Source organism: Streptococcus mitis, from assembly GCF_047465045.1.
In the GTDB taxonomy this organism is placed as follows: domain Bacteria; phylum Bacillota; class Bacilli; order Lactobacillales; family Streptococcaceae; genus Streptococcus; species Streptococcus mitis_DT.
Genome location: NZ_JASHAR010000021.1, coordinates 13473 through 33259, shown reverse-complemented (window position 1 = coordinate 33259; position 19787 = coordinate 13473). Strand labels below are relative to the sequence as shown.

18 protein-coding genes and 1 pseudogene are annotated in these 19787 nt (G+C 39.2%); 1 reads left to right on the top strand and 18 read right to left on the bottom strand.

The genetic code is table 11. From position 1 onward, the window contains the following. From QM409_RS09595 to pbp2a, 5 genes and pseudogenes are all read right to left on the bottom strand, one after another. Positions 1-103 (bottom strand): annotated as a pseudogene (locus tag QM409_RS09595) (sigma-70 family RNA polymerase sigma factor); the annotation flags it as partial. 120 nt (positions 104-223) lie between these two features. Continuing rightward, on the bottom strand, positions 224-760 hold the full coding sequence (gene nusG, locus QM409_RS09590) for a transcription termination/antitermination protein NusG (RefSeq protein WP_049499248.1): 537 nt from the start codon (positions 758-760) through the stop codon (positions 224-226). Positions 761-813: 53 nt separating this feature from the next. Further along, a complete protein-coding gene (secE, locus tag QM409_RS09585) occupies positions 814-990 on the bottom strand; it encodes a preprotein translocase subunit SecE (RefSeq protein ID WP_001210991.1) in 177 nt (58 codons plus the stop codon). Between the two features lie 9 nt (positions 991-999). Continuing rightward, on the bottom strand, positions 1000-1152 hold the full coding sequence (rpmG, locus tag QM409_RS09580; RefSeq protein ID WP_001809375.1) for a 50S ribosomal protein L33: 153 nt from the start codon (positions 1150-1152) through the stop codon (positions 1000-1002). A gap of 52 nt (positions 1153-1204) precedes the next feature. Beyond that, positions 1205-3400 (bottom strand): penicillin-binding protein PBP2A, encoded by a 2196-nt coding sequence (pbp2a, locus tag QM409_RS09575; protein WP_414305614.1) that lies wholly within the window; start codon positions 3398-3400, stop codon positions 1205-1207. Positions 3401-3486: 86 nt separating this feature from the next. Here pbp2a and QM409_RS09570 point away from each other — a divergent pair, with 86 nt between their 5' ends. Continuing rightward, positions 3487-4362 carry an RluA family pseudouridine synthase gene (locus tag QM409_RS09570; RefSeq protein WP_414305615.1) on the top strand — a complete coding sequence of 292 codons (876 nt, stop codon included), beginning with the start codon at positions 3487-3489 and terminating at the stop codon, positions 4360-4362. Between the two features lie 68 nt (positions 4363-4430). Here the strand turns inward: QM409_RS09570 and gap are convergent, their stop codons facing one another. The 13 genes from gap to QM409_RS09505 form a co-directional block, all read right to left on the bottom strand. Then, complete coding sequence (gene gap, locus QM409_RS09565) at positions 4431-5441, bottom strand: type I glyceraldehyde-3-phosphate dehydrogenase (protein WP_049492462.1); 1011 nt, start codon at positions 5439-5441, stop codon at positions 4431-4433. A 176-nt stretch (positions 5442-5617) separates the two neighbouring features. Then, positions 5618-6919 (bottom strand): ABC transporter permease, encoded by a 1302-nt coding sequence (locus tag QM409_RS09560; RefSeq protein WP_261074290.1) that lies wholly within the window; start codon positions 6917-6919, stop codon positions 5618-5620. Next, positions 6888-7571, bottom strand: coding sequence for an ABC transporter ATP-binding protein (locus QM409_RS09555; protein WP_049499240.1), 684 nt, complete (start codon positions 7569-7571; stop codon positions 6888-6890). Before QM409_RS09555 ends, QM409_RS09560 begins: the two co-directional genes overlap by 32 nt. 210 nt (positions 7572-7781) lie before the next feature. Beyond that, positions 7782-8702: a helix-turn-helix domain-containing protein gene (locus tag QM409_RS09550; protein WP_020903611.1), complete on the bottom strand. Its 921-nt coding sequence runs from the start codon at positions 8700-8702 to the stop codon at positions 7782-7784. Between the two features lie 123 nt (positions 8703-8825). Further along, positions 8826-11477: a bifunctional acetaldehyde-CoA/alcohol dehydrogenase gene (gene adhE, locus QM409_RS09545; RefSeq protein ID WP_414305616.1), complete on the bottom strand. Its 2652-nt coding sequence runs from the start codon at positions 11475-11477 to the stop codon at positions 8826-8828. 299 nt (positions 11478-11776) lie between these two features. Continuing rightward, entirely contained in the window at positions 11777-12187 is a 411-nt protein-coding gene (locus QM409_RS09540; RefSeq protein ID WP_414305617.1) for a hypothetical protein, read from the bottom strand. Beyond that, positions 12174-12617 (bottom strand): low molecular weight protein-tyrosine-phosphatase, encoded by a 444-nt coding sequence (locus tag QM409_RS09535; protein ID WP_414305618.1) that lies wholly within the window; start codon positions 12615-12617, stop codon positions 12174-12176. Before QM409_RS09535 ends, QM409_RS09540 begins: the two co-directional genes overlap by 14 nt. A 46-nt stretch (positions 12618-12663) precedes the next feature. Beyond that, on the bottom strand, positions 12664-12963 hold the full coding sequence (gene yajC / locus QM409_RS09530; RefSeq protein ID WP_000445811.1) for a preprotein translocase subunit YajC: 300 nt from the start codon (positions 12961-12963) through the stop codon (positions 12664-12666). Between the two features lie 117 nt (positions 12964-13080). Beyond that, a complete protein-coding gene (gene tkt / locus QM409_RS09525; protein ID WP_414305619.1) occupies positions 13081-15057 on the bottom strand; it encodes a transketolase in 1977 nt (658 codons plus the stop codon). Between the two features lie 113 nt (positions 15058-15170). Further along, complete coding sequence (ulaG, locus tag QM409_RS09520; RefSeq protein WP_023947932.1) at positions 15171-16262, bottom strand: L-ascorbate 6-phosphate lactonase; 1092 nt, start codon at positions 16260-16262, stop codon at positions 15171-15173. Between the two features lie 111 nt (positions 16263-16373). Beyond that, entirely contained in the window at positions 16374-18047 is a 1674-nt protein-coding gene (locus QM409_RS09515; RefSeq protein ID WP_000242091.1) for a BglG family transcription antiterminator, read from the bottom strand. A gap of 166 nt (positions 18048-18213) precedes the next feature. Beyond that, entirely contained in the window at positions 18214-18921 is a 708-nt protein-coding gene (locus tag QM409_RS09510; RefSeq protein ID WP_033679598.1) for an L-ribulose-5-phosphate 4-epimerase, read from the bottom strand. Between the two features lies 1 nt (position 18922). Further along, on the bottom strand, positions 18923-19786 hold the full coding sequence (locus QM409_RS09505) for an L-ribulose-5-phosphate 3-epimerase (RefSeq protein WP_023947936.1): 864 nt from the start codon (positions 19784-19786) through the stop codon (positions 18923-18925). Position 19787 lies beyond the last annotated feature (1 nt).

Sequence of the window (19787 nt, the reverse complement as noted above, 5' to 3'; positions counted from 1 at the left end):
TGCCCTCTTGGTCCCAATCCGATAGCTCCCATAAATGAAGGTAATATTCATTTCTACACTTATATACAATCCCCTGGACTTCTTCATATAATACTTTAATCATAATGTTCCCCTTTCTAGATACAGTTTAACAAATAAAGAAGATAATTTGATTCATTTCATCCATTCTGTTTCTTACATCGTCTCAACTGCACAAAAAAGAGAGGACAAGCCTCTCTCAGGGTTATAATTCTGCAATTTGATTTAGGTTTACTTCTGCAACTGTGTCATTACCAAACATAGAGATAATCATCTTCACTTTATTGTTATCAATCTCTGTAATCTTACCAGTATAGTCTGCAAAAGCGCCATCAATAATACGTACAGTTTGACCAACTTCAACATCGATATCAAACTCCTGTACGGTTTGCCCCATAGAAATCAAGATATCACGAATTTCTTGTTCCAATAATGGAGTTGGTTTAGATCTATTCCCGTGAGATCCAACGAATCCTGTAACGTTTGGTGTGTTTCGAACAACAAACCAAGCTTCATCTGTCATCACCATTTCTACAAGAACATAACCTGGAAAGCGATTTTCTTCCACTTCTTTTCTCTTTCCATTCTTTTCAACTTGCACTGTTTGTGTTGGAATTTCAACGCGTAGAATATTATCCAACATGTTGTAGGTTTGTGCACGTTGTAATAGATTTTCTTTTACCTTATTTTCATAACCAGAATAAGTTTGTAAAACAAACCACCCTTTATCAAAACTATCCATGATATTTCCTTTCATAATAGAAGATCTCTAGTGTAAATAAGTCCACTAGCCTTCTAAAAAATGTTAATAAATCGAATCAAACCTGAAACAATCAACTGGTCAAAAATGTAAATAATTACTACAAAGAAAGCTGTGTATTCCATGATAGAACGAAAATCTCTCCAGCTTTCCTTGCGAGTTGGCCATGTTGTGTCTTTAAGAAGTCTAAAAATATCTCCAATAAAACGCATCGCTCTCTCCTATCTCGTTTCTCTATGTGTAGTGTACTTACCACAATGTTTACAAAATTTATTTACTTCTAGTCGTGTTGGCTTGGGGTTTCCGCTGATCTTAATTGAATAGTTTCTCGAACCACAAACCGCACAAGCTAGACTTGCTTTTTTTAGTGCCATAACGCCTCCATCTTGTCTATTATAACAAGAAAGCTAGGCTTTGACAAGCATCTTAACGAAATAGATTGACTACCGAATCCCATATCGTTTGAGCCTTTTCCTTAATTTTAGCATCCGAGATAGCACGACTGGCCTCATCTACCAGATTTTGCGCACGACTTCTAATATCAGAAAGGGTATCATCCGTCTGATTCGTTTCATTACTCTGCACTTGATTTCTTGTATTGGCTGGTGCAATTCCATTTTGCTTATAAGCATTTTCAACTGTAAAGGTACTTCCTGGCGTATAAGGTAAAATGGTATTTGCAATGTTTCTAAAGACATGGGCTGCACCGTTTGAAGTAGATCCTGCTAGATAGTGATTTTCATCAGTCGTCGGGAAACCAAGCCAGTGACTAATCACTACATCCGGTGTATAACCAATTACCCACTGGTCACTTGTATATTCTGGATTGAAAACCGCTTCAGTTGTACCAGTTTTTCCTGCCATGACATAATCTGCAGGCGATGAACTAATACCGGTACCGTTTGTAAATGTCCCCAACATCATACTGGTCATCTTGTCAGCTACAGACTTATCAATCACCCGTTTTTGTGAATTTTTATGGCTCGCAATGACCTGACCACTAGCATTTTCAATTCTACTAATAAAATGAGCTTCCGGCATTAAACCTTCATTTGCAAAGGCAGCATATGCTTGAGCCATTTGCAGAGGATTGGTTTCGACACCACTTCCCAAGGCGACACCAAGAACACGGTCGACCTTTTCCATGTTGAGTCCGAATTTTTCGCCTGCCTCAAAAGCCTTGTCGACGCCCAAATCATTAACAGTGGCAACAGCAGGTAGATTAAGCGACTCTGCCAAGGCTTGATACATAGGAACTTCTCGACTCGTTTTGATCCCTGCATAGTTATCAACCTTATAGCTGTCGTACTGCATGGTATGGTTATCCAATTGCTTATTCAAAGCCCAACCTGCTTCAACTGCTGGCGTATAAACAACTAAAGGCTTAATTGTAGAACCAGGACTACGTTTTGATTGAGTTGCATAGTTGAAATTCCGGAATCCAGTTTTATCATTGTCAGCAACTTGACCGACAACTCCACGAACTCCCCCTGTTTTCGGTTCGAGAGCTACACTTCCTGATTGAGCAAATGTTCCATCCTCTGCCCTAGGAAATAGAGCTGTATTTTCATAAACAACCTGCATATTTGCTTGGTAGTTTTGGTCCAGCTCTGTGTAAATGCGGTAGCCATTATTGACAATCTCTTCCTCTGTTAGATTATACTTGGAAACGGCTTCATTAACCACCGCATCAAAATAAGAAGGATAGCGGTAATCTGAAATTTTCCCTTCATACTTATCGTGCAATTGCGAAGTCATATCAACTTCAACAGCTTCGGTTTCTTGGTTTTTATCAATGTAACCCGCTGCAACCATATTCTGCAAGACAGTATCGCGCCGATTGGTAGAATCTTCTACGGAATTCAAGGGATTATACAGTTCCGGCCCCTTGAGCATCCCTGCCAGAGTCGCAGCTTGATCCAAACTCACTTCTGATGCAGAAACTCCAAAGTATTTCTTACTCGCATCTTCTACACCCCACACACCATTTCCAAAATAAGCGTTGTTAAGGTACATGGTTAGAATTTGATCCTTACTATATTTTTTTGTTAATTCTAAGGCAAGGAAAAATTCTTTCGCTTTTCTCTCAACAGTTTGATCCTGCGACAGATAGGCGTTTTTAGCCAGCTGTTGGGTAATAGTAGAACCACCACCTGAACGACCAGCAGTTACAATAGCCAAGAAGAAACGACCATAGTTAATCCCGTCATTTTTATAAAAAGAACGGTCTTCTGTCGCAATAACGGCATTCTGCAAATTTTTACTGATATCAGTCAATTCAACATAAGTTCCTTTTTGACCAGACAAGGCACCGGCCTCTTTTTCTTCACGGTCAAAAATGATAGTCCGAGTTTTCAAGGCATTTTGTAAATCATTGACATTGGTTGACTTGGCTACAGCAAACAAATAGGTTCCAACTAGCAAACCTGCACTCAAACCTAGTATAAGGACAATCTTTGTTAGATGATAGCGACGCCAGAATTTTCGAATCGGACCTACTTGGGCTAATTTTTTTCGATCACTACGAGAGCGACGTAAGCTAGTAGAATCAGAATCCTCTGATTCACTTGTTTCTTTTTTAAAAAGAGAAAGAAATTTCTCAAATAATTTATCTAATTTCATGCGTTTATTTTATCATCTTCATCATGGGAAGACAAGAATTTAGCTATTTTCTATCCAAATAGGGCTTTTTTTGTTACAATATCTGTATGAAATTCACATTTACATTACCAGACTCTCTACCTCAAATGACGGTAAAGCAATTACTTGAGGAACAACTCCTCATCCCTAGAAAAATCCGTCATTTTTTGAGAATCAAGAAACACATTTTGATTAATCAGCGAGAAGTTCATTGGAACGAGACGGTAAATCCTGGAGATGTTTGCCAATTGGCTTTTGACGAGGAAGATTATCCCGAAAAAGAAATTCCTTGGGGCAACCCAAACCTCATTCAGGAAGTTTATCAAGATCAACACTTAGTTATTGTGAACAAACCAGAGGGGATGAAAACGCATGGTAATCAGCCAAACGAAACCGCCCTTCTTAACCATGTCAGTGCCTATGTTGGCCAAACCTGCTATGTCGTTCATCGTCTGGACATGGAAACCAGTGGTTTGGTTCTCTTTGCTAAAAATCCTTTTATCCTGCCTATTCTCAATCGCTTACTGGAGAAAAAAGAGATTTCTAGGGAATACTGGGCACTAGTTGATGGAAATATCAACAGCAAAGAGCTTGTTTTCAGGGACAAAATTGGGCGTGATCGCCATGACCACAGAAAACGAATAGTTGATACAAAAAATGGGCAATATGCTGAAACGCATGTAAGCAGATTAAAGCAATTCCCAAACAAAACTTCCTTAGTTCGTTGCAAACTAAAGACAGGGCGAACCCATCAGATTCGTGTCCACCTTTCCCATCATGATCTTCCTATCCTGGGTGATCCTCTCTATAATAGTAAATCAAAGACAAGTCGTCTTATGCTCCACGCCTTTCGACTTTCCTTTACCCATCCACTTACTTTAGAGAAGCTAACTTTCACTACCCTTTCAAATACTTTTGAAAAAGAATTAAAAAAGAATGGATGATTGTGTCATCCATTTTTCCATATAAGAAAAGCAAGACCAGAGGCCTTGCTTTTCTATCGACTCAAGAATTATTTAGCGATTTTTGCGAAGTATTCAAGAGTACGAACAAGTTGTGCAGTGTATGACATTTCGTTGTCGTACCATGAAACAACTTTAACCAATTGTTTACCGTCAACGTCAAGAACTTTAGTTTGAGTTGCGTCAAACAATGAACCGTAAGACATCCCTACGATATCTGAAGATACGATTGGATCTTCTGTGTAACCGTATGATTCGTTTGAAGCTGCTTTCATAGCTGCGTTCACTTCATCAACAGTAACGTTCTTTTCAAGAACAGCTACCAATTCAGTAACTGATCCAGTTGGAGTTGGAACGCGTTGTGCAGATCCGTCAAGTTTACCGTTCAATTCTGGGATTACAAGACCAATAGCTTTTGCAGCACCAGTTGAGTTAGGAACGATGTTTGCAGCACCAGCGCGAGCACGGCGAAGGTCACCACCACGGTGTGGTCCGTCAAGGATCATTTGGTCACCAGTGTAAGCGTGGATAGTAGTCATCAATCCTTCAACAACACCAAAGTTGTCTTGAAGAGCTTTAGCCATAGGAGCCAAGCAGTTTGTAGTACATGAAGCACCTGAGATAACTGTTTCAGTACCATCAAGAACATCGTGGTTAGTGTTGAATACAACTGTTTTAACGTCGTTTCCACCAGGAGCAGTAATAACAACTTTCTTAGCTCCACCTGGGTGCAAGTGTTTTTCAGCAGCTGCTTTCTTAGCAAAGAAACCAGTAGCTTCAAGAACGATTTCTACACCGTCGTTAGCCCAGTCGATTTGTTCTGGATCACGTTCAGCAGAAACACGGATGAATTTACCGTTAACTTCAAATCCACCTTCTCTAACTTCCACAGTTCCGTCGAAACGACCTTGAGTTGTGTCATATTTCAACAAGTGTGCAAGCATAACTGGATCTGTAAGGTCGTTGATGCGAGTAACTTCAACACCTTCTACGTTTTGGATACGGCGGAAAGCAAGACGACCGATACGTCCGAAACCGTTAATACCAACTTTAACTACCATTAGTGATTTCCTCCTTATGAAAATCATGAAATTTTTATTGTGAAAAGAGTAACTTGAATCACTACAAATCACCTTTCAACAAACCTATTATATAACTATTTAAGTTTAATTGCAAGTACGGGCATTGTTTTTCTATGTTAGTTTCTTTTTTAAACTGTAAATCAAGGAATCCCTTACTATTCATATCGTAGCGATTCTACAGGATCCATTTTACTAATTTTACGTGCTGGGAAGTAGGCTGAGACATAACCAAGTAATAGAGCGAAAGCTAGAGTTCCTAAAACAGATAACAAATTTAATTCAAAAACCTTAGTGATGGATGGATAAAAGTGATTTACAACCGCATTCGCCAAACTTCCCACCCCTTGTGCAACCAAAAAGGCCAGTAACAAGGCGATGCCTACAATCCAGATAGCCTCGTAAATAAAAATCCCTTTGACATCATGATTTTGATAACCAACTGCCTTCATGACACCTATTTCCTTAGAACGTTGCATGATATTGATGTAAATAATGATACCAATCATGACCGCTGCTACCACAATAGCTTGTGATGAAAGCACAATCAACAATCCCTGAATGACACGAATAAAGGTAATCACAATATCAAGAACCTTCTGTTGAGAAAGAACGGTATACTTCTTATTTTTCTGTAATTCTTCTGTTACCACTTTTGTCTGTGATGGATCTTTGAGTTCCAAGATAAAATAAGATACAGCTTTTGTAAATCCAGCTTCTTTCAAAATCGTTTCCATTTGATGAGCCGACATGAAACTGTTGCTGTCCTCCATGTCATCTTCATCATTGATTACACGTACAATCTTCGTTTGAAATTGAGCAGTCTTGCTAGCCTCGGCAGCATTTTCTACAATGCTGGCTGAGACTGATTTGCCAATAACATCACTAGCTGTCAGATTGTTTCCTGTCTGTTCATTCCAATTTTTAAGTAAACTGATTGGAATTGTCAAACCCTGTTCATTTGCATCCGTATAGAGGGATCCAGCTACCACTTTGTCCTTTTCATTACTACTAACAGAAATACTTGTATCCTCATAGAGACTCACTACTTGAGCATAAGAAGGCATCGTTTGACTCAGATCCATTTCTTGCCCATCTATAGTCATATTTGACATGGTCATCCCAAAAGGACTCTCCAAATATTTAATAGCTTCTTTCCCAACTGTATCCGTGATATAGTTCTTATCGTCTTGGTTCAAAAAGCCTCGTCCAACATTTTTTGTGTTTAAAGCAATCTGAACTTGAGAAGGAATTTGACCTCCATTCGTATTTTCATCAATCATCGAAATCAAAGCATTTCCCAAGCCAAAAGAAATTAAGACTCCTACAAAACCGATTGAGGTTGCTAGCGCAATCAATAGGTTACGCCATTTTCTTTCCATAAAGTTATTTAAAGAAAGTTTGAATTTATTTTTCAATGATAATCCTTTATTTTTTGACTTCTTCAACGACTTCACCATCCTTCATTTTGATAATCACGTCTGCATATTCCGCAACCTCTGGATTATGGGTTACGATCAATACTGTTTTCCCTGTTTGGGCTAAATTTTTAAATACTTCCAATACCATTTCTTGGGATTGAGAATCCAGCGAACCCGTTGGCTCATCTGCTACAATCATATCTGGCTGATTTACCAGTGCACGCGCGATTGCTACACGTTGCTTTTGCCCACCAGAAAGCTGTTTAACATTTTTAGCAATAAAAGGCTCCATGCCCAAGTTACTTAATTGCTCCTTTGCAATCATTGTCATCTCCCTGTCAGATAAATCTTTGACATAGAGAGGTAGCTTGACATTGTCCAAGACAGACTGATGTGGAATGAGGTTAAAGTTTTGAAACACAAATCCAATCTTATCTTTACGAAATTGAGTTAGTTCAATCTCTGATAAGTCACGGAGGGATTCCCCTTTAAACTCTAAATCTCCTTCATATTGTCTGTCTAAACCACTTATGATGTTTAGTAGACTGGTTTTGCCACAGCCTGATGGACCGTAAATCGCTGTAATTTTACCTTTTGCAATCTGCAGGTTAATATTCTTTAAAGCCTGTTCTTGATGTTTACCGTCCAAAGTGTAAAACTTTGAAATATTTTTAATGGATAAAATAGACATTCTTTCCCCCTTGTTTAAAACTGTTATCGTCATACACCATACTGATAGAAAATCCTTCAAGCTACATCAGCACTGATTTCCCCTATGGGCCTACTACTTAGAGTTTTCTCTCTATTGCCTAGTTTGCTTCTGGATGTATATCAAGTAAAATTCATTGTAACAAAAAAGCGGCATTCCCTCAATGACAGAAATGTCACTCCTATAAACTCTTTAACGATATCTTTCTAGATCCTCGGCCCATTCATTATCTAAACTAACGAGTAACTTCCCATTGCCAAACATCCTTGCCATCATTTTTGCTTCTTCATACTTTTGTTTGGCTGTATCATAATCCATCTGAATATAATATTTCCACTCCACCATCAAGACAATCGGTTGTTTTTGAAAATCTCGTGTTTTTTGCCCTATTTTATTTAAGGTCTCGACTGCCCTCTTAAAATAATGAAGCAACCCCATAACCTCTATACAAGTTAAAGAAGCTAACAAGGAGTCTCTAAGTAAGTCCAAACAATCGAACTCTATCTTATCAACCTGAGAACTTAATTTGTCATGAAAATAAAGAATAGTTTCATGCTCAGACTTTTTTATCTCACCCTCGTTTAAACCATCCATTAACTGACAAAGAAAATACAGTCTCAATTTCAACAATTCCTCAGCCTTATATACATCTCTGGATAGTAAGTCTTGAAGACTGTCCTCAATCACACCACTTCCGTATAAAGAATTACTAGTCGCTCTCACTGCATCTATTGCCTGAAGGCAGTCCACTATCATCTTCTCATCACGGGGCAGGTCATCATAAAAACACTCGAAAATCTCATCAAAATATTCTTCCTTTTGTTCTTGCAACTCCTTGTCTCCATAGTCAGGGTGATGTAAAAGAAAGTACTTTAATTCTTGGTAGCGTTTAGGCAGTTCCTTATAATCTGGCATCAAGACGTAGGATGGAATTTCTAATCTATCTGCAATATATTCTAGTGTTTTTATAGTCGGTCGAAATTCTCCTTTTTCGATTCTCACCAACTGACGCACTGATAATTCAGACTCATCCCCACAAAAAACTGGACGACTAAGTCCTTTCTCCTCTCTTAAAAGTCGCACTTTATCCCCTAACTCATTTATCTTGTTCATTTGCCCCTCGCATGATTATAAAAGATTTGATTTTCAAATAAATATATGCGATGATTATACCATTTTTCAAATAGAATTACAAAAAAAGAGACAGGGATTCCCTGCCTCTAGGCTGATAAACAATTATTTACGGCGTCCTGGTCTTTCTTTGTAGCCATAGTAAGAATCTTCGATGATTTCTTGCATATGGTCAACCATTGGAAGGCGTGGGTTAGCTGGTGAACATTGGTCTTCGTAAGCAAGGAAGGCTAATTCACGTGAATGTTCTTTCCATTCTTTTTCGTCGATACCTTGTGCTTTGAAGTTCATTTGGATACCTACGCGCTCACCAAGTTCGTAGACAGCTTTTGCGTAAGACTCCACACCTTCTTCTGGAGTAGAAGCTGGAAGTCCAAGCATGCGTGCGATATCTTGGTATTTTTCATCTGCACGGTAGTAGTTGTACTTAGGCCATGTTGCTGTCTTAGCTGGACGTGTACCGTTGTAGCGGATGACGTATGGAAGCAAGATAGCATTTGTACGACCGTGGATTGTGTGGAATTGGGCACCAATCTTATGTGCCATTGAGTGAGAAATACCTAGGAAGGCATTGGCAAAGGCCATACCAGCGATTGTTGAAGCGTTATGCATTTTCTCGCGTGAGTGGAAGTCTGCATTCTTAACTGAGCTTTCAAGGTTTTCGAATACAAGCTTGATGGCTTGAAGTGCAAGTCCGTCAGTGTAGTCGCTAGCCATTTGTGATACGTAAGCTTCAGTCGCGTGAGTCAATACGTCCATACCAGTGTCCGCAGCAACAACTCCAGGAACTGTCAATACCAAGGCAGGGTCTACGATTGCCACAGTTGGTGTCAATGAGTAGTCAGCGATTGGGTATTTGCGGTTGTTTGCTTTATCAGAGATAACGGCAAATGGTGTTACTTCAGATCCTGTACCAGATGTTGTTGGGATTGCGATGAATTTAGTCTTCTTACCAAGTAATGGGAATTTGAAGGCACGTTTACGGATATCCATGAATTTTTGAACAAGGTCACGGAAGTCCACTTCTGGTTGTTCGTAGAAGAGCCACATTACTTTAGCAGCATCCATTGGAGATCCACCACCAAGAGCAATGATTGTATCTGGTTTGAAGGCACGCATAATCTCAGTACCACGGTTTACAGTTGTGATATCTGGATCTGGTTCTACATCAGCAAAGATTTGGTAAACAACCTTATTGCGACGAAGATCAAGTTGCTCGATGATACGATCAAGGAAACCAAGCTCTACCATGGCATGGTCAGTAACGATCATGACACGTTCAACGTCACGACATTTTTGAAGGTATTGAATTGAATCACGTTCAAAGTATGTTTTTGAAGGAAGTTTCATCCATTGCATGTTATTTCTCCGTCTTCCGACTTTTTTGATATTCAAGAGGTTAATGGCACTAACGTTATCCCCAACTGAGTTGCGTCCGTAAGAACCACATCCAAGTGTCAATGATGGCAAGAAGGCATTGTAAACGTCCCCGATACCACCGAAAGTAGAAGGTGAGTTACAGATAACACGAATAGCTTTAACAGCTTTACCAAATTCTTTAGTCAATTCTTCGTCAGCTGTGTGGATAGCTGCTGAGTGTCCAAGACCGTTAAATTCAACCATTTGACGAGCCTTAGTAATACCATCTTCACGGCTTTCAGATTTCAAAACTGCGATAACTGGTGACAATTTTTCACGAGTCAATGGCTCATTTTCACCAACTTCTTTACATTCTGCAGCAAGAATGTTTGTTCCTTCTGGAACTGTAAATCCTGCTTGTTCTGCAATCCAAGTTGCTGGTTTACCAACGATGTCAGCGTTCAATTTTGCACCAGCACAGTTTTTGCTGTTTGCTTTCACGCCAAAGCAGAACTCTTCAAGAAGAGCTTTTTCTTTCTTGTTTACAAAGTAAGTGTGGTAAGATTTGAACTCTGCTACAAATTCATCGTAGATTTCTTTGTCAATGATAACCGCTTGTTCAGATGCACAGACCATACCATTATCAAATGATTTAGACATGACGATATCGTGTGCAGCTTGGCGGATGTTAGCTGATTTTTCAACATAAGCCGGAACGTTACCAGCACCTACCCCAAGAGCTGGTTTACCACATGAGTATGCGGCTTTAACCATAGCATTACCACCTGTTGCAAGGATTGTTGCAATACCTTCGTGGTTCATAAGGGCACTAGTTGCTTCCATAGATGGTTCAGTGATCCACTGTACACAGTTTTCAGGAGCTCCTGCTTTAATCGCAGCATCACGAACGATTTGAGCTGCGTGAGCTGATGATTCTTGAGCTGATGGGTGGAAGGCAAAAACGATTGGATTACGAGTCTTCAATGAAATCAACGCCTTAAAGATTGCTGTTGATGTTGGGTTTGTTGTAGGAGTGATACCACAAACAACACCAACTGGTTCAGCAATAAGGGTTAAACCTGTTACATCGTCTTCTTCGATAACGCCAACTGTCTTAGTATGACGCATGTTGTTTACTACGTGTTCACAAGCAAACAAGTTCTTAGTCGCTTTATCTTCAAATACACCACGTCCTGTTTCTTCAAAGGCATGCAAAGCCAATTCCCCGTGGGCATCCAAAGCTGCCACTGACGCTTTAGCTACGATGTAGTCGACCTGCTCTTGATCCAACTTACGCATTTCTTCAAGAGCAACTAGAGCTTTTTGCACCAATCCATCGACATGCTTTTCAGCAGCGAGTTTCTTTTCCTCTGGTGTCACAGTTTTTTTATCAGCCATATTTTCCTCCATAGCTATCAAGGATCGATATCCTTTGTTAATTTTTTCACAAGTTTATTATAACGCATTATTTCAACTTTGTAAACAGTTTCATAAACATTTCACAAAGAATTTTTAGTTCCTTGTGAAATTCATTTCATTTTCTTTTCTTATCAGGTTTTATCTTTGAAGTTTGTGAAATTTATTTCAAATATTTTTTATTTCACAAACTTGTTTGGAAGAGGGACTTGGAAAGATAGGGATTTGCAGGTAAGCGCTTACTTAAACATTTTAACAATACCTCCTTTGATAAGGAGGCTTTATTTTTGTTGAAAAACGCCTTGTTTAAAGGTCCCTTCATAAACGACTTCTTGTTCTGTTGTTAGTTTTCCTTTTCCTTCAGCCTGACCATTTACAAAATCCCCTTCGTAGGTCCAGCCTTCTTTAGATTGAAAGGTACCTTTTCCGTTGAAAGCTCCATTGTTGAAACCACCTGTATATTGGTCTCCATTTTGGAAGGTGATGGTTCCTTGGCCATTCATTTTACCACGGACAAGACTACCGTCGTAAACAATGGTTCCATTATCAAGCTTTAGAACACCTTTTCCGGGAATATTTAGAAAAAAGATGAGTACAGCACAGAAAACAATCATAACTACTGCCAAAATCTCTAAACGTGGACGAGTCAGATAGACATGATACTTTTCGTAAAAATTCTTAAGATTTTCCACCTTCACTCTCCTTTTCTAAACGTTTTAACCAAGCTTGACAACCCTCTTGAACACGCTGATAGGTTTCCTCAAAATCTCCTGTATACCAAGGGTCTGGAACACTTTCAGATGCAAATGAGTAAATCCTATCTTGACAGTCTACTAGACACATCTGACGTAAGTCAGAAACATTTGAAGCGTCCATTCCGATAATATAATCAAAGGCTTCAAAATCTTCCTTACTAATCTGAAGCGATGTTTTGGCTTTGTCATAAGGAATCCCATACCGTTGAAAAATCCCTTGAGTTCCCTTATGAATCGGATTGCCATGTTCCCAAGAAGAAGTCGCTCGACTTTGGATTTCATAATTATCTGTCATTGATTTCATAACAAACTCAGCCATAGGACTACGGCAAATATTCCCCAGACAGACAAAGACTAGTTTTTTCATCCCATTTCCTTTCTTTTATAGAAAAACGGGAGTTAGTGATCCCGTCTTATTTTTCAATTGCACCTTCGAGTGAAGCTGTTTCTTTCAGCGGTAATACTGTCTTGATAGCAGCTAGTTCAAAAGTCAAGTAAACTCCATCTACATCAAGAACAATCGTTCTCTTCTCAGTATCTACTTCATCGACTGTTCCATAAAGTCCACCGATTGTAATAACTTCATAGCCTTTTTGTAATTTATTCAAGCTTTCCATACGTTTTTGTGCTTGTTTCTTTTGAGAGCGTTGCGTAAAGAACATCAAGCCCACCATAGCCACAAGAATGATTAAAAATGTATATTGTGATTCCATTATATTCTCCTTTGTCTTTTACATAGGACTACTATATCAAATTTCAGCTACTTTTACAAGATTGTACCTTGCTTTTCTAGTAAGAAAAAACCAGAGCTTGCGCCCTGATTTTTAGGATTATTTCAAATTTTGAACGACTTTTACAAGATTTTCGACAGTAAAGCCATATTCTGCCAATACTTTTGGTGCTGGTGCAGAGGCTCCGAAGGTATCAATACCGAGAACGGCGCCATCAAGACCAACGTATTTGTACCAGTTTTGAGTTGCACCCATTTCAACTGCAACACGACGGCGAACTGCATTTGGAAGAATTTCTTCCTTGTATGCTGCATCTTGTTTATCAAAGACATCTGTAGATGACATGCTGACTACGCGGACTTTTTCGCCTTGACTAGCCAATTCTTTAGCCGCTGAGACAGCTAGATTGACCTCTGAACCTGTCGCAATCAAGATGGTATCAAAATCTGCTGCATTTTCATAGACGACATAGGCACCTTTTGCAACCTTGTCGAAGTCTGTTCCCTCTTCAACAGTCAAATTCTGACGTGTCAAGACAAGGGCAGTTGGCGTTTTCTTACTTGTCACTGCAAGGTACCAAGCTGCTTGCGTTTCACGCGCATCTGCTGGACGGAAAACATTTAGATTTGGCATAGCACGAAGACCTGCTAAGTGTTCAACTGGCTCGTGCGTTGGGCCATCTTCCCCAACCGCGATTGAATCGTGGGTAAAGACATAAGTCACAGGAAGTCCTTGTAAGGCTGACAAGCGAACAGCTGCCTTCACATAGTCAGAGAAGACGAAGAAAGTTCCACCGTATACACGAAGTCCACCGTGAAGGGCCATCCCGTTCAAGATAGTTCCCATGGCAAATTCACGAACACCAAACTGAATGTTACGGTTCAAGCGATTGGTATCATCTTGAAGTCCATCAGTCTTGATATAAGTCATGTTTGAGTGAGCTAGGTCAGCTGATCCACCTAAGAAGGTTGGTAACTTAGCTGCCACAACGTTCAAAGCATCCTGACTCGAGTTACGAGTTGCTTGAGAGAAGCCATTTTCTAAGGCTGGGAAGTCTGCTGGAGTCACTTCAACTGGATCACGCCCATCGATGATTGCTTCCAATTCTGCAGCCAATTCTGGATGCGCTTCTTTGTAATCTGCGACTAGTTTTGCCCATGCTTCATAAGCTGATGCACCACGGTCTGCAACATTTTCTTTGAAATCAGTATATACTTGTTCTGGAATTTCAAATGGTTCATAGTCCCAACCTAGCGCTTGGCGAGTTGCTGCAGTTTCATCTGCTCCAAGAGGAGCACCGTGTACGGCATTAGTTCCTTGTTTGTTTGGAGAACCGTATCCAATCACAGTCTTCACTTCAATCAAAGATGGTTTACCTGAAACTTTAGCTGTTTCGATAGCAGCATGAATTGCTTCCAAGTCTGTTCCATCTTCAACCAAGGCTGTATGCCAACCGTAGGCATTGTAACGGTCACGAACACTTTCTGTAAAGGAATCCTTTGTCTCACCATCCAAGTTAATGTCATTTGAATCATAAAGAACAACCAACTTGTCTAGTTTTTGCAAGCCCGCATATGAAGCCGCCTCGCTTGAGACACCTTCCATCAAATCTCCGTCGCCACAGATAACGTAAGTATAGTGGTCAAAGATATTGTAGCCTTCGCGGTTATATTTGGCTGCCAAGAAACGTTCTGCTTGGGCAAAACCAGTAGCAGTCGAAATCCCTTGCCCTAGAGGACCTGTCGTAGCATCAATCCCTGCTGTATGACCAAATTCTGGGTGACCTGGTGTTTTAGAACCCCATTGGCGGAAGCTCTTGATTTCATCCATGCTGACATCTTCAAAACCAGAAAGATGAAGAAGGGCATATAGAAGCATTGAACCATGACCAGCTGAAAGAATAAAACGGTCACGGTTAATCCAGTTTGGTTGAGCCGGATTGATACGAAGTTGTTTTGTAAAGAGGCTGTAAGCCATCGGAGCTGCTCCCATAACCACACCTGGGTGACCTGAGTTGGCTTTATTAATGGCGTCAATACCTAGGAAACGAATTGCATTAACAGATAGATTTGACATAGAATTTCCTTTCTATTTGAGGTGATTATTGAATCACACATTCTATTTTACTATTATATGAAAATTATCCGTATCATGCAACATACGGATAACCTCCAAAGAATATTTTTATATTATAGCAAAGCTTTAAATTGAATGTTAGAGTCTTGTTCAAAACAATCATCAAAACCACGTGGATGATGGTATTCTACTAAGTGTTGATCTTGAGGATAAGTGTACTTACCGCCGACTTCCCAGATAAATGGATGGAAATCGTATTGCAAGCGATCTTTTCTCATTTTCCAAAGTTCTAGAATCTCATTAGTGGAAGCCATGAAGTTAGACCAGATATCATAGTGAACTGGGATAATGACTTTGGTACGCAGATTTTCTGCCATACGAAGAAGGTCGATAGATGTCATTTTATCTTGGATACCTACCGGATTTTCACCATAGTTATTCAAAGCAACATCAATTTTAAAGTCTTTACCATGTTTTGCAAAATAGTTTGAGAAGTGAGAATCTGCACCATGATAGATGGTTCCACCTGGTGTTTCAAAGATATAGTTAACAGCCTTTTGAGCCATTTCTTCATCTGTAACAGTTAAGCCAGCAAGTTCACCGCCTGTCTCATCAGCACCGTTCACTGGGAGAGTTACCAAACAAGTACGGTCAAATGATTCTACTGCATGAATCTTCATATCTTTTAATTCGATAGTGTCACCTGGTTTAACAACGATGATACGTTCTTTTGGAACACCCCATCCTTCCCAGATTCGTCCACAGTGGTAAGGACCGATAAACTTAACATGCTCTAACTTAGAATTGTTGAGAATTGCTGCAGCTGTGTATGGGTCGATATGATCACTATGGAAGTGTGAAACTAAGTAATAATCTAGTTCGTTGATAGCAAATGGATCGATAACCATCGGCTGAACACGTAAGTTTGGTTGCAACTTACGAACACCTGCCATATTTGCCATTTGGTGCCCACGAACCATATCTTTCACTTTTTTGGTTGATTTTCCACGGTTTGACCAAAGGTCCATGACAACGTTAGCACCACCTGGTGTCTTAATCCAAGTACCACAGTTGCCTAGCCACCACATGGCAAAATTGCCTTCAGGTACGACTTCTTCTTCGATTTCTTCGTTCAACCATGTTCCCCACTCTGGGAAAGTAGCTAAAATCCATGACTCTCTTGTAATTTCTTTGACGTTTGGCATATGTTGCCTCCTTTGGATATAATTGTTATCTTTGAGATTAGTATACCACCCTTCAAAACACTAAAAAAGACCAAGAAAAACACAGGTTTGTGTTCATCATTGGACTGTCCTTCAAATATCTTCCAAAAAAGCTTGAACTACTATTTCTTGATTTATAAGTGTTTGAACCTCTTCTTGGAACTTACTAGCCAACTTACTGTCTACAATATAAGACGAAATAAGACTAGAAAGATTTTCACTGAAACTTTTGCTCTCATTACGAAATATATTGTGTTTAAGATAGTCTAGCATTTTCAAAATATCTTCTGCTTCAAGGATAGGATTAACCCTTAAAATCGGAAATCTGCTATCCAAATCATCATTAGTAGTAATCACTACATCAACTTGTGCAATATCTTCCACACTCTTAAATTGTTCTGTTGTAAATACAGTACCAATTTGCTCATTTGGAAAATAAAGTTTGCATTGTTTCAGCAAAAGTCTCGAAACCGCAACACCTTCATCACAAACGAGATAAACTTTTTTCATATTTTTTTGAGACGATGGTGTATACTTTAAAAATCCTCCAATATGAATCGTCAAATAGGCAATATCATCGTCTGTTAGACGAATAAACCATGCTCCTTCTAAAATTTCCGCAGATTTTCTAGTGACTAAAAATAATTCTCCATACTTGGATCGAATTTGTTTTGTTAGAGGATTTTTAGAAAAAATACCGTAAGTCTTTCTAAATAACAAGGCTTTACAGTGGATCATCAAATTTCTTAACAAATCATCCTTGTTCTCAATCTCCATTCGGATTTGTGATTCAAAATACCAGATGAATTCTTCTAAAGCAAGTTTTAACTGCCGAAAATCATCACTTTCTGCATGAATATCCAAATCTTTACGATAGGAGAGGAGAAGAACAGCTACAAGAGAAACTTCAAGTTCTGACAAAGAAATTTCAAACTTTTGAAACAACCGTTCTCCTAATTTCTTAGACACCTGATACTCTATTCTTTTTCTTATTAAAGAAAATTCTTTCTCTATATCCTGATGTCTTTCTTGATACTGTTCAACATTATGACAGCTTAACAGCAAATAAGGTAGAACCTGCAACATAAAAGTTACTTCATGATGATTTATTTTCTTCCCTAAATCTTGTTCAACTAAAGGAACCTGTTCCTTAAAAAATTGGTTCATTTCAACAGAAAGCAAACACTCACCATCTAACCTCTCTTTCATCTTATCTTCTAAAATAGATACAAAAGTGGCATTTTCTTCCATAAAAATATGATATAGAAGCGATTGAAGATACTGAATTTTATTAAGAGGGTGGGCATGAAGATGGTATCCCTGTGACTTGCTCACTTGCAAGGTCACCTGATATTGTTCCAAAGTTAGTTGATAACGAATACTATTCAAATCATTGAGAACAGTATTCCTAGACACCTCTGTTAACTCCATCAATTTTTCAATCGTAATACGTTCTTTAGAAATACCTATCCATAGTAACATTATCATCATACGTTCATGCGCACTCATGATATAATCGTACGAATCTACTTCCGATAATAGTTCACAACAAGCATCTCTCTGCTCTTCCGTTAAGTGAATACCAATTCGTGGAATACTAATGATATGAAGCGCCTCGTCACCCAAAGCAGCATTGATTTTGTCAATGTGATAATAAATTTTCCTTCTTGACTCTTTCAAATCTTTTGAAATCGCCATAATCGTTTTGGACGTTTCTTGATCCATCAAATATTGAAGTAAATCACAACTTGCCTTATCCAGTACCATATTTCATACTCCTCTATCAATCAACTGCCTTGAAAACAACTTTATAATAGTATCACATTCACTAACGCATTTCAATTATCAACAGTAGTCTCTTAATAACGAATACTTACAATTACAAAAGCGAGGCTTGGATCGAAAGGTCCTAGCCTCTTTTCAATTCAATTTCTTATTTCTTTTGACCGTAATAAGCATTTGGTCCATGCTTACGTTGGTAGTGTTTTTCTAGAATGTACTGAGGAGCAGGTTCAACTCTTGGATTGATTTGTTCTGTAAAGCGATTCATCTTTGATACTTCCTCTAGTACGACAGAGTGATAAACAGCATTCTCTGGATTTTTTCCCCAAGTGAATGGACCGTGATTGCGTACAACAATACCTGGTACTTCAACAGGATTGAGACCACGACGCTCAAATTCTTCTACGATAACCAAGCCAGTATCTTTTTCATAGGCTACTTCTACTTCATCTTTGGTCAAACTACGAGCGCAAGGGATTGAACCGTAGAAATAATCTGCATGGGTTGTTCCATAGAAAGGAATATCACGACCTGCCTGAGCCCAACCAACAGCTTCTGTCGAATGGGTATGGACCACACTAGCAATCTCTGGCCAAGCCTTATATAACTGCACATGAGTTGGAAGGTCCGAAGATGGTCTTAAATCTCCTTCTAGAACCTTGCCATCCAGGTCAGTTGCCACCATGTTTTCAGGTGTCAATTCGTCATAATCTACGCCTGATGGTTTGATAACAATGACACCGAGTTCACGATTGACTTCCGATACATTGCCCCAGGTAAATTTGACAAGTCCATGTTTTTGCAATGATTGATTGGCATCACAGACTCGTTTACGCATAGCATTAATTACTTGATTCATCTTACATCAAACCTGCTTTCTTAATTAGTGGATAGAGAAAAGCTTGTGCCTCTTGAATGGCTGCGCGTGTTTCTTCTACAGTTTCACAATTTTCAGACCACATTTCGATTAGGAAAGGACCATTATAATTGGTTTGCTTTAAAATATCGAAAGCTTCTTCCCATTTGACACAACCTTGCCCAAAAGGTACATCTCGGAACTGCCCCTTTGAACTTTCTGTCACTGCATAAGTATCCTTGAGATGGAGAGCTGTGATAGCATGGTGACCTAGATAGAACTCACTATAGACATCATTATGCCATGCAGACACATTCCCAATATCTGGATATACAAAAAGGTAGGGAGAGTCAACATCCTTTTCTACAGCCAAGTATTTTTCGATACTATTGATAAAAGGATCATCCATAATTTCAATAGCAAGTACCACCTGAGCCTCTTCAGCCCAGTCACAAGCTTTTCTCAAATTTTTGATAAAACGTTGGCGTGTCTGGGGTGACTTTTCCTCATAATAAACGTCGTAACCAGCTAATTGAATAGTACGAACTCCCAAGTCTTGGGCTAATTCAATACATTTTTTCATGAGTTCTAGAGATTTTTCCTCTAGAACTGGATCATTTGATCCCAATGGGTAGCGACGATGGCCTGAAAAACAGATAGAAGGAATACGAACACCAGTTTTATAGATTGCTTTGACAACTTCCAAACGCTCGTCCTTGCTCCAGTCCAGTCTTGCTAAACGCTCGTCACGTTCATCAATAGACATCTCGACAAAATCAAAGCCTAACTCCTTGGCAAAATTTAAACGTTCTAGCCAAGTAAAGTGTGTCGGGGTTGCCTTTTCATAAATTCCAATTGGACGTGCCATG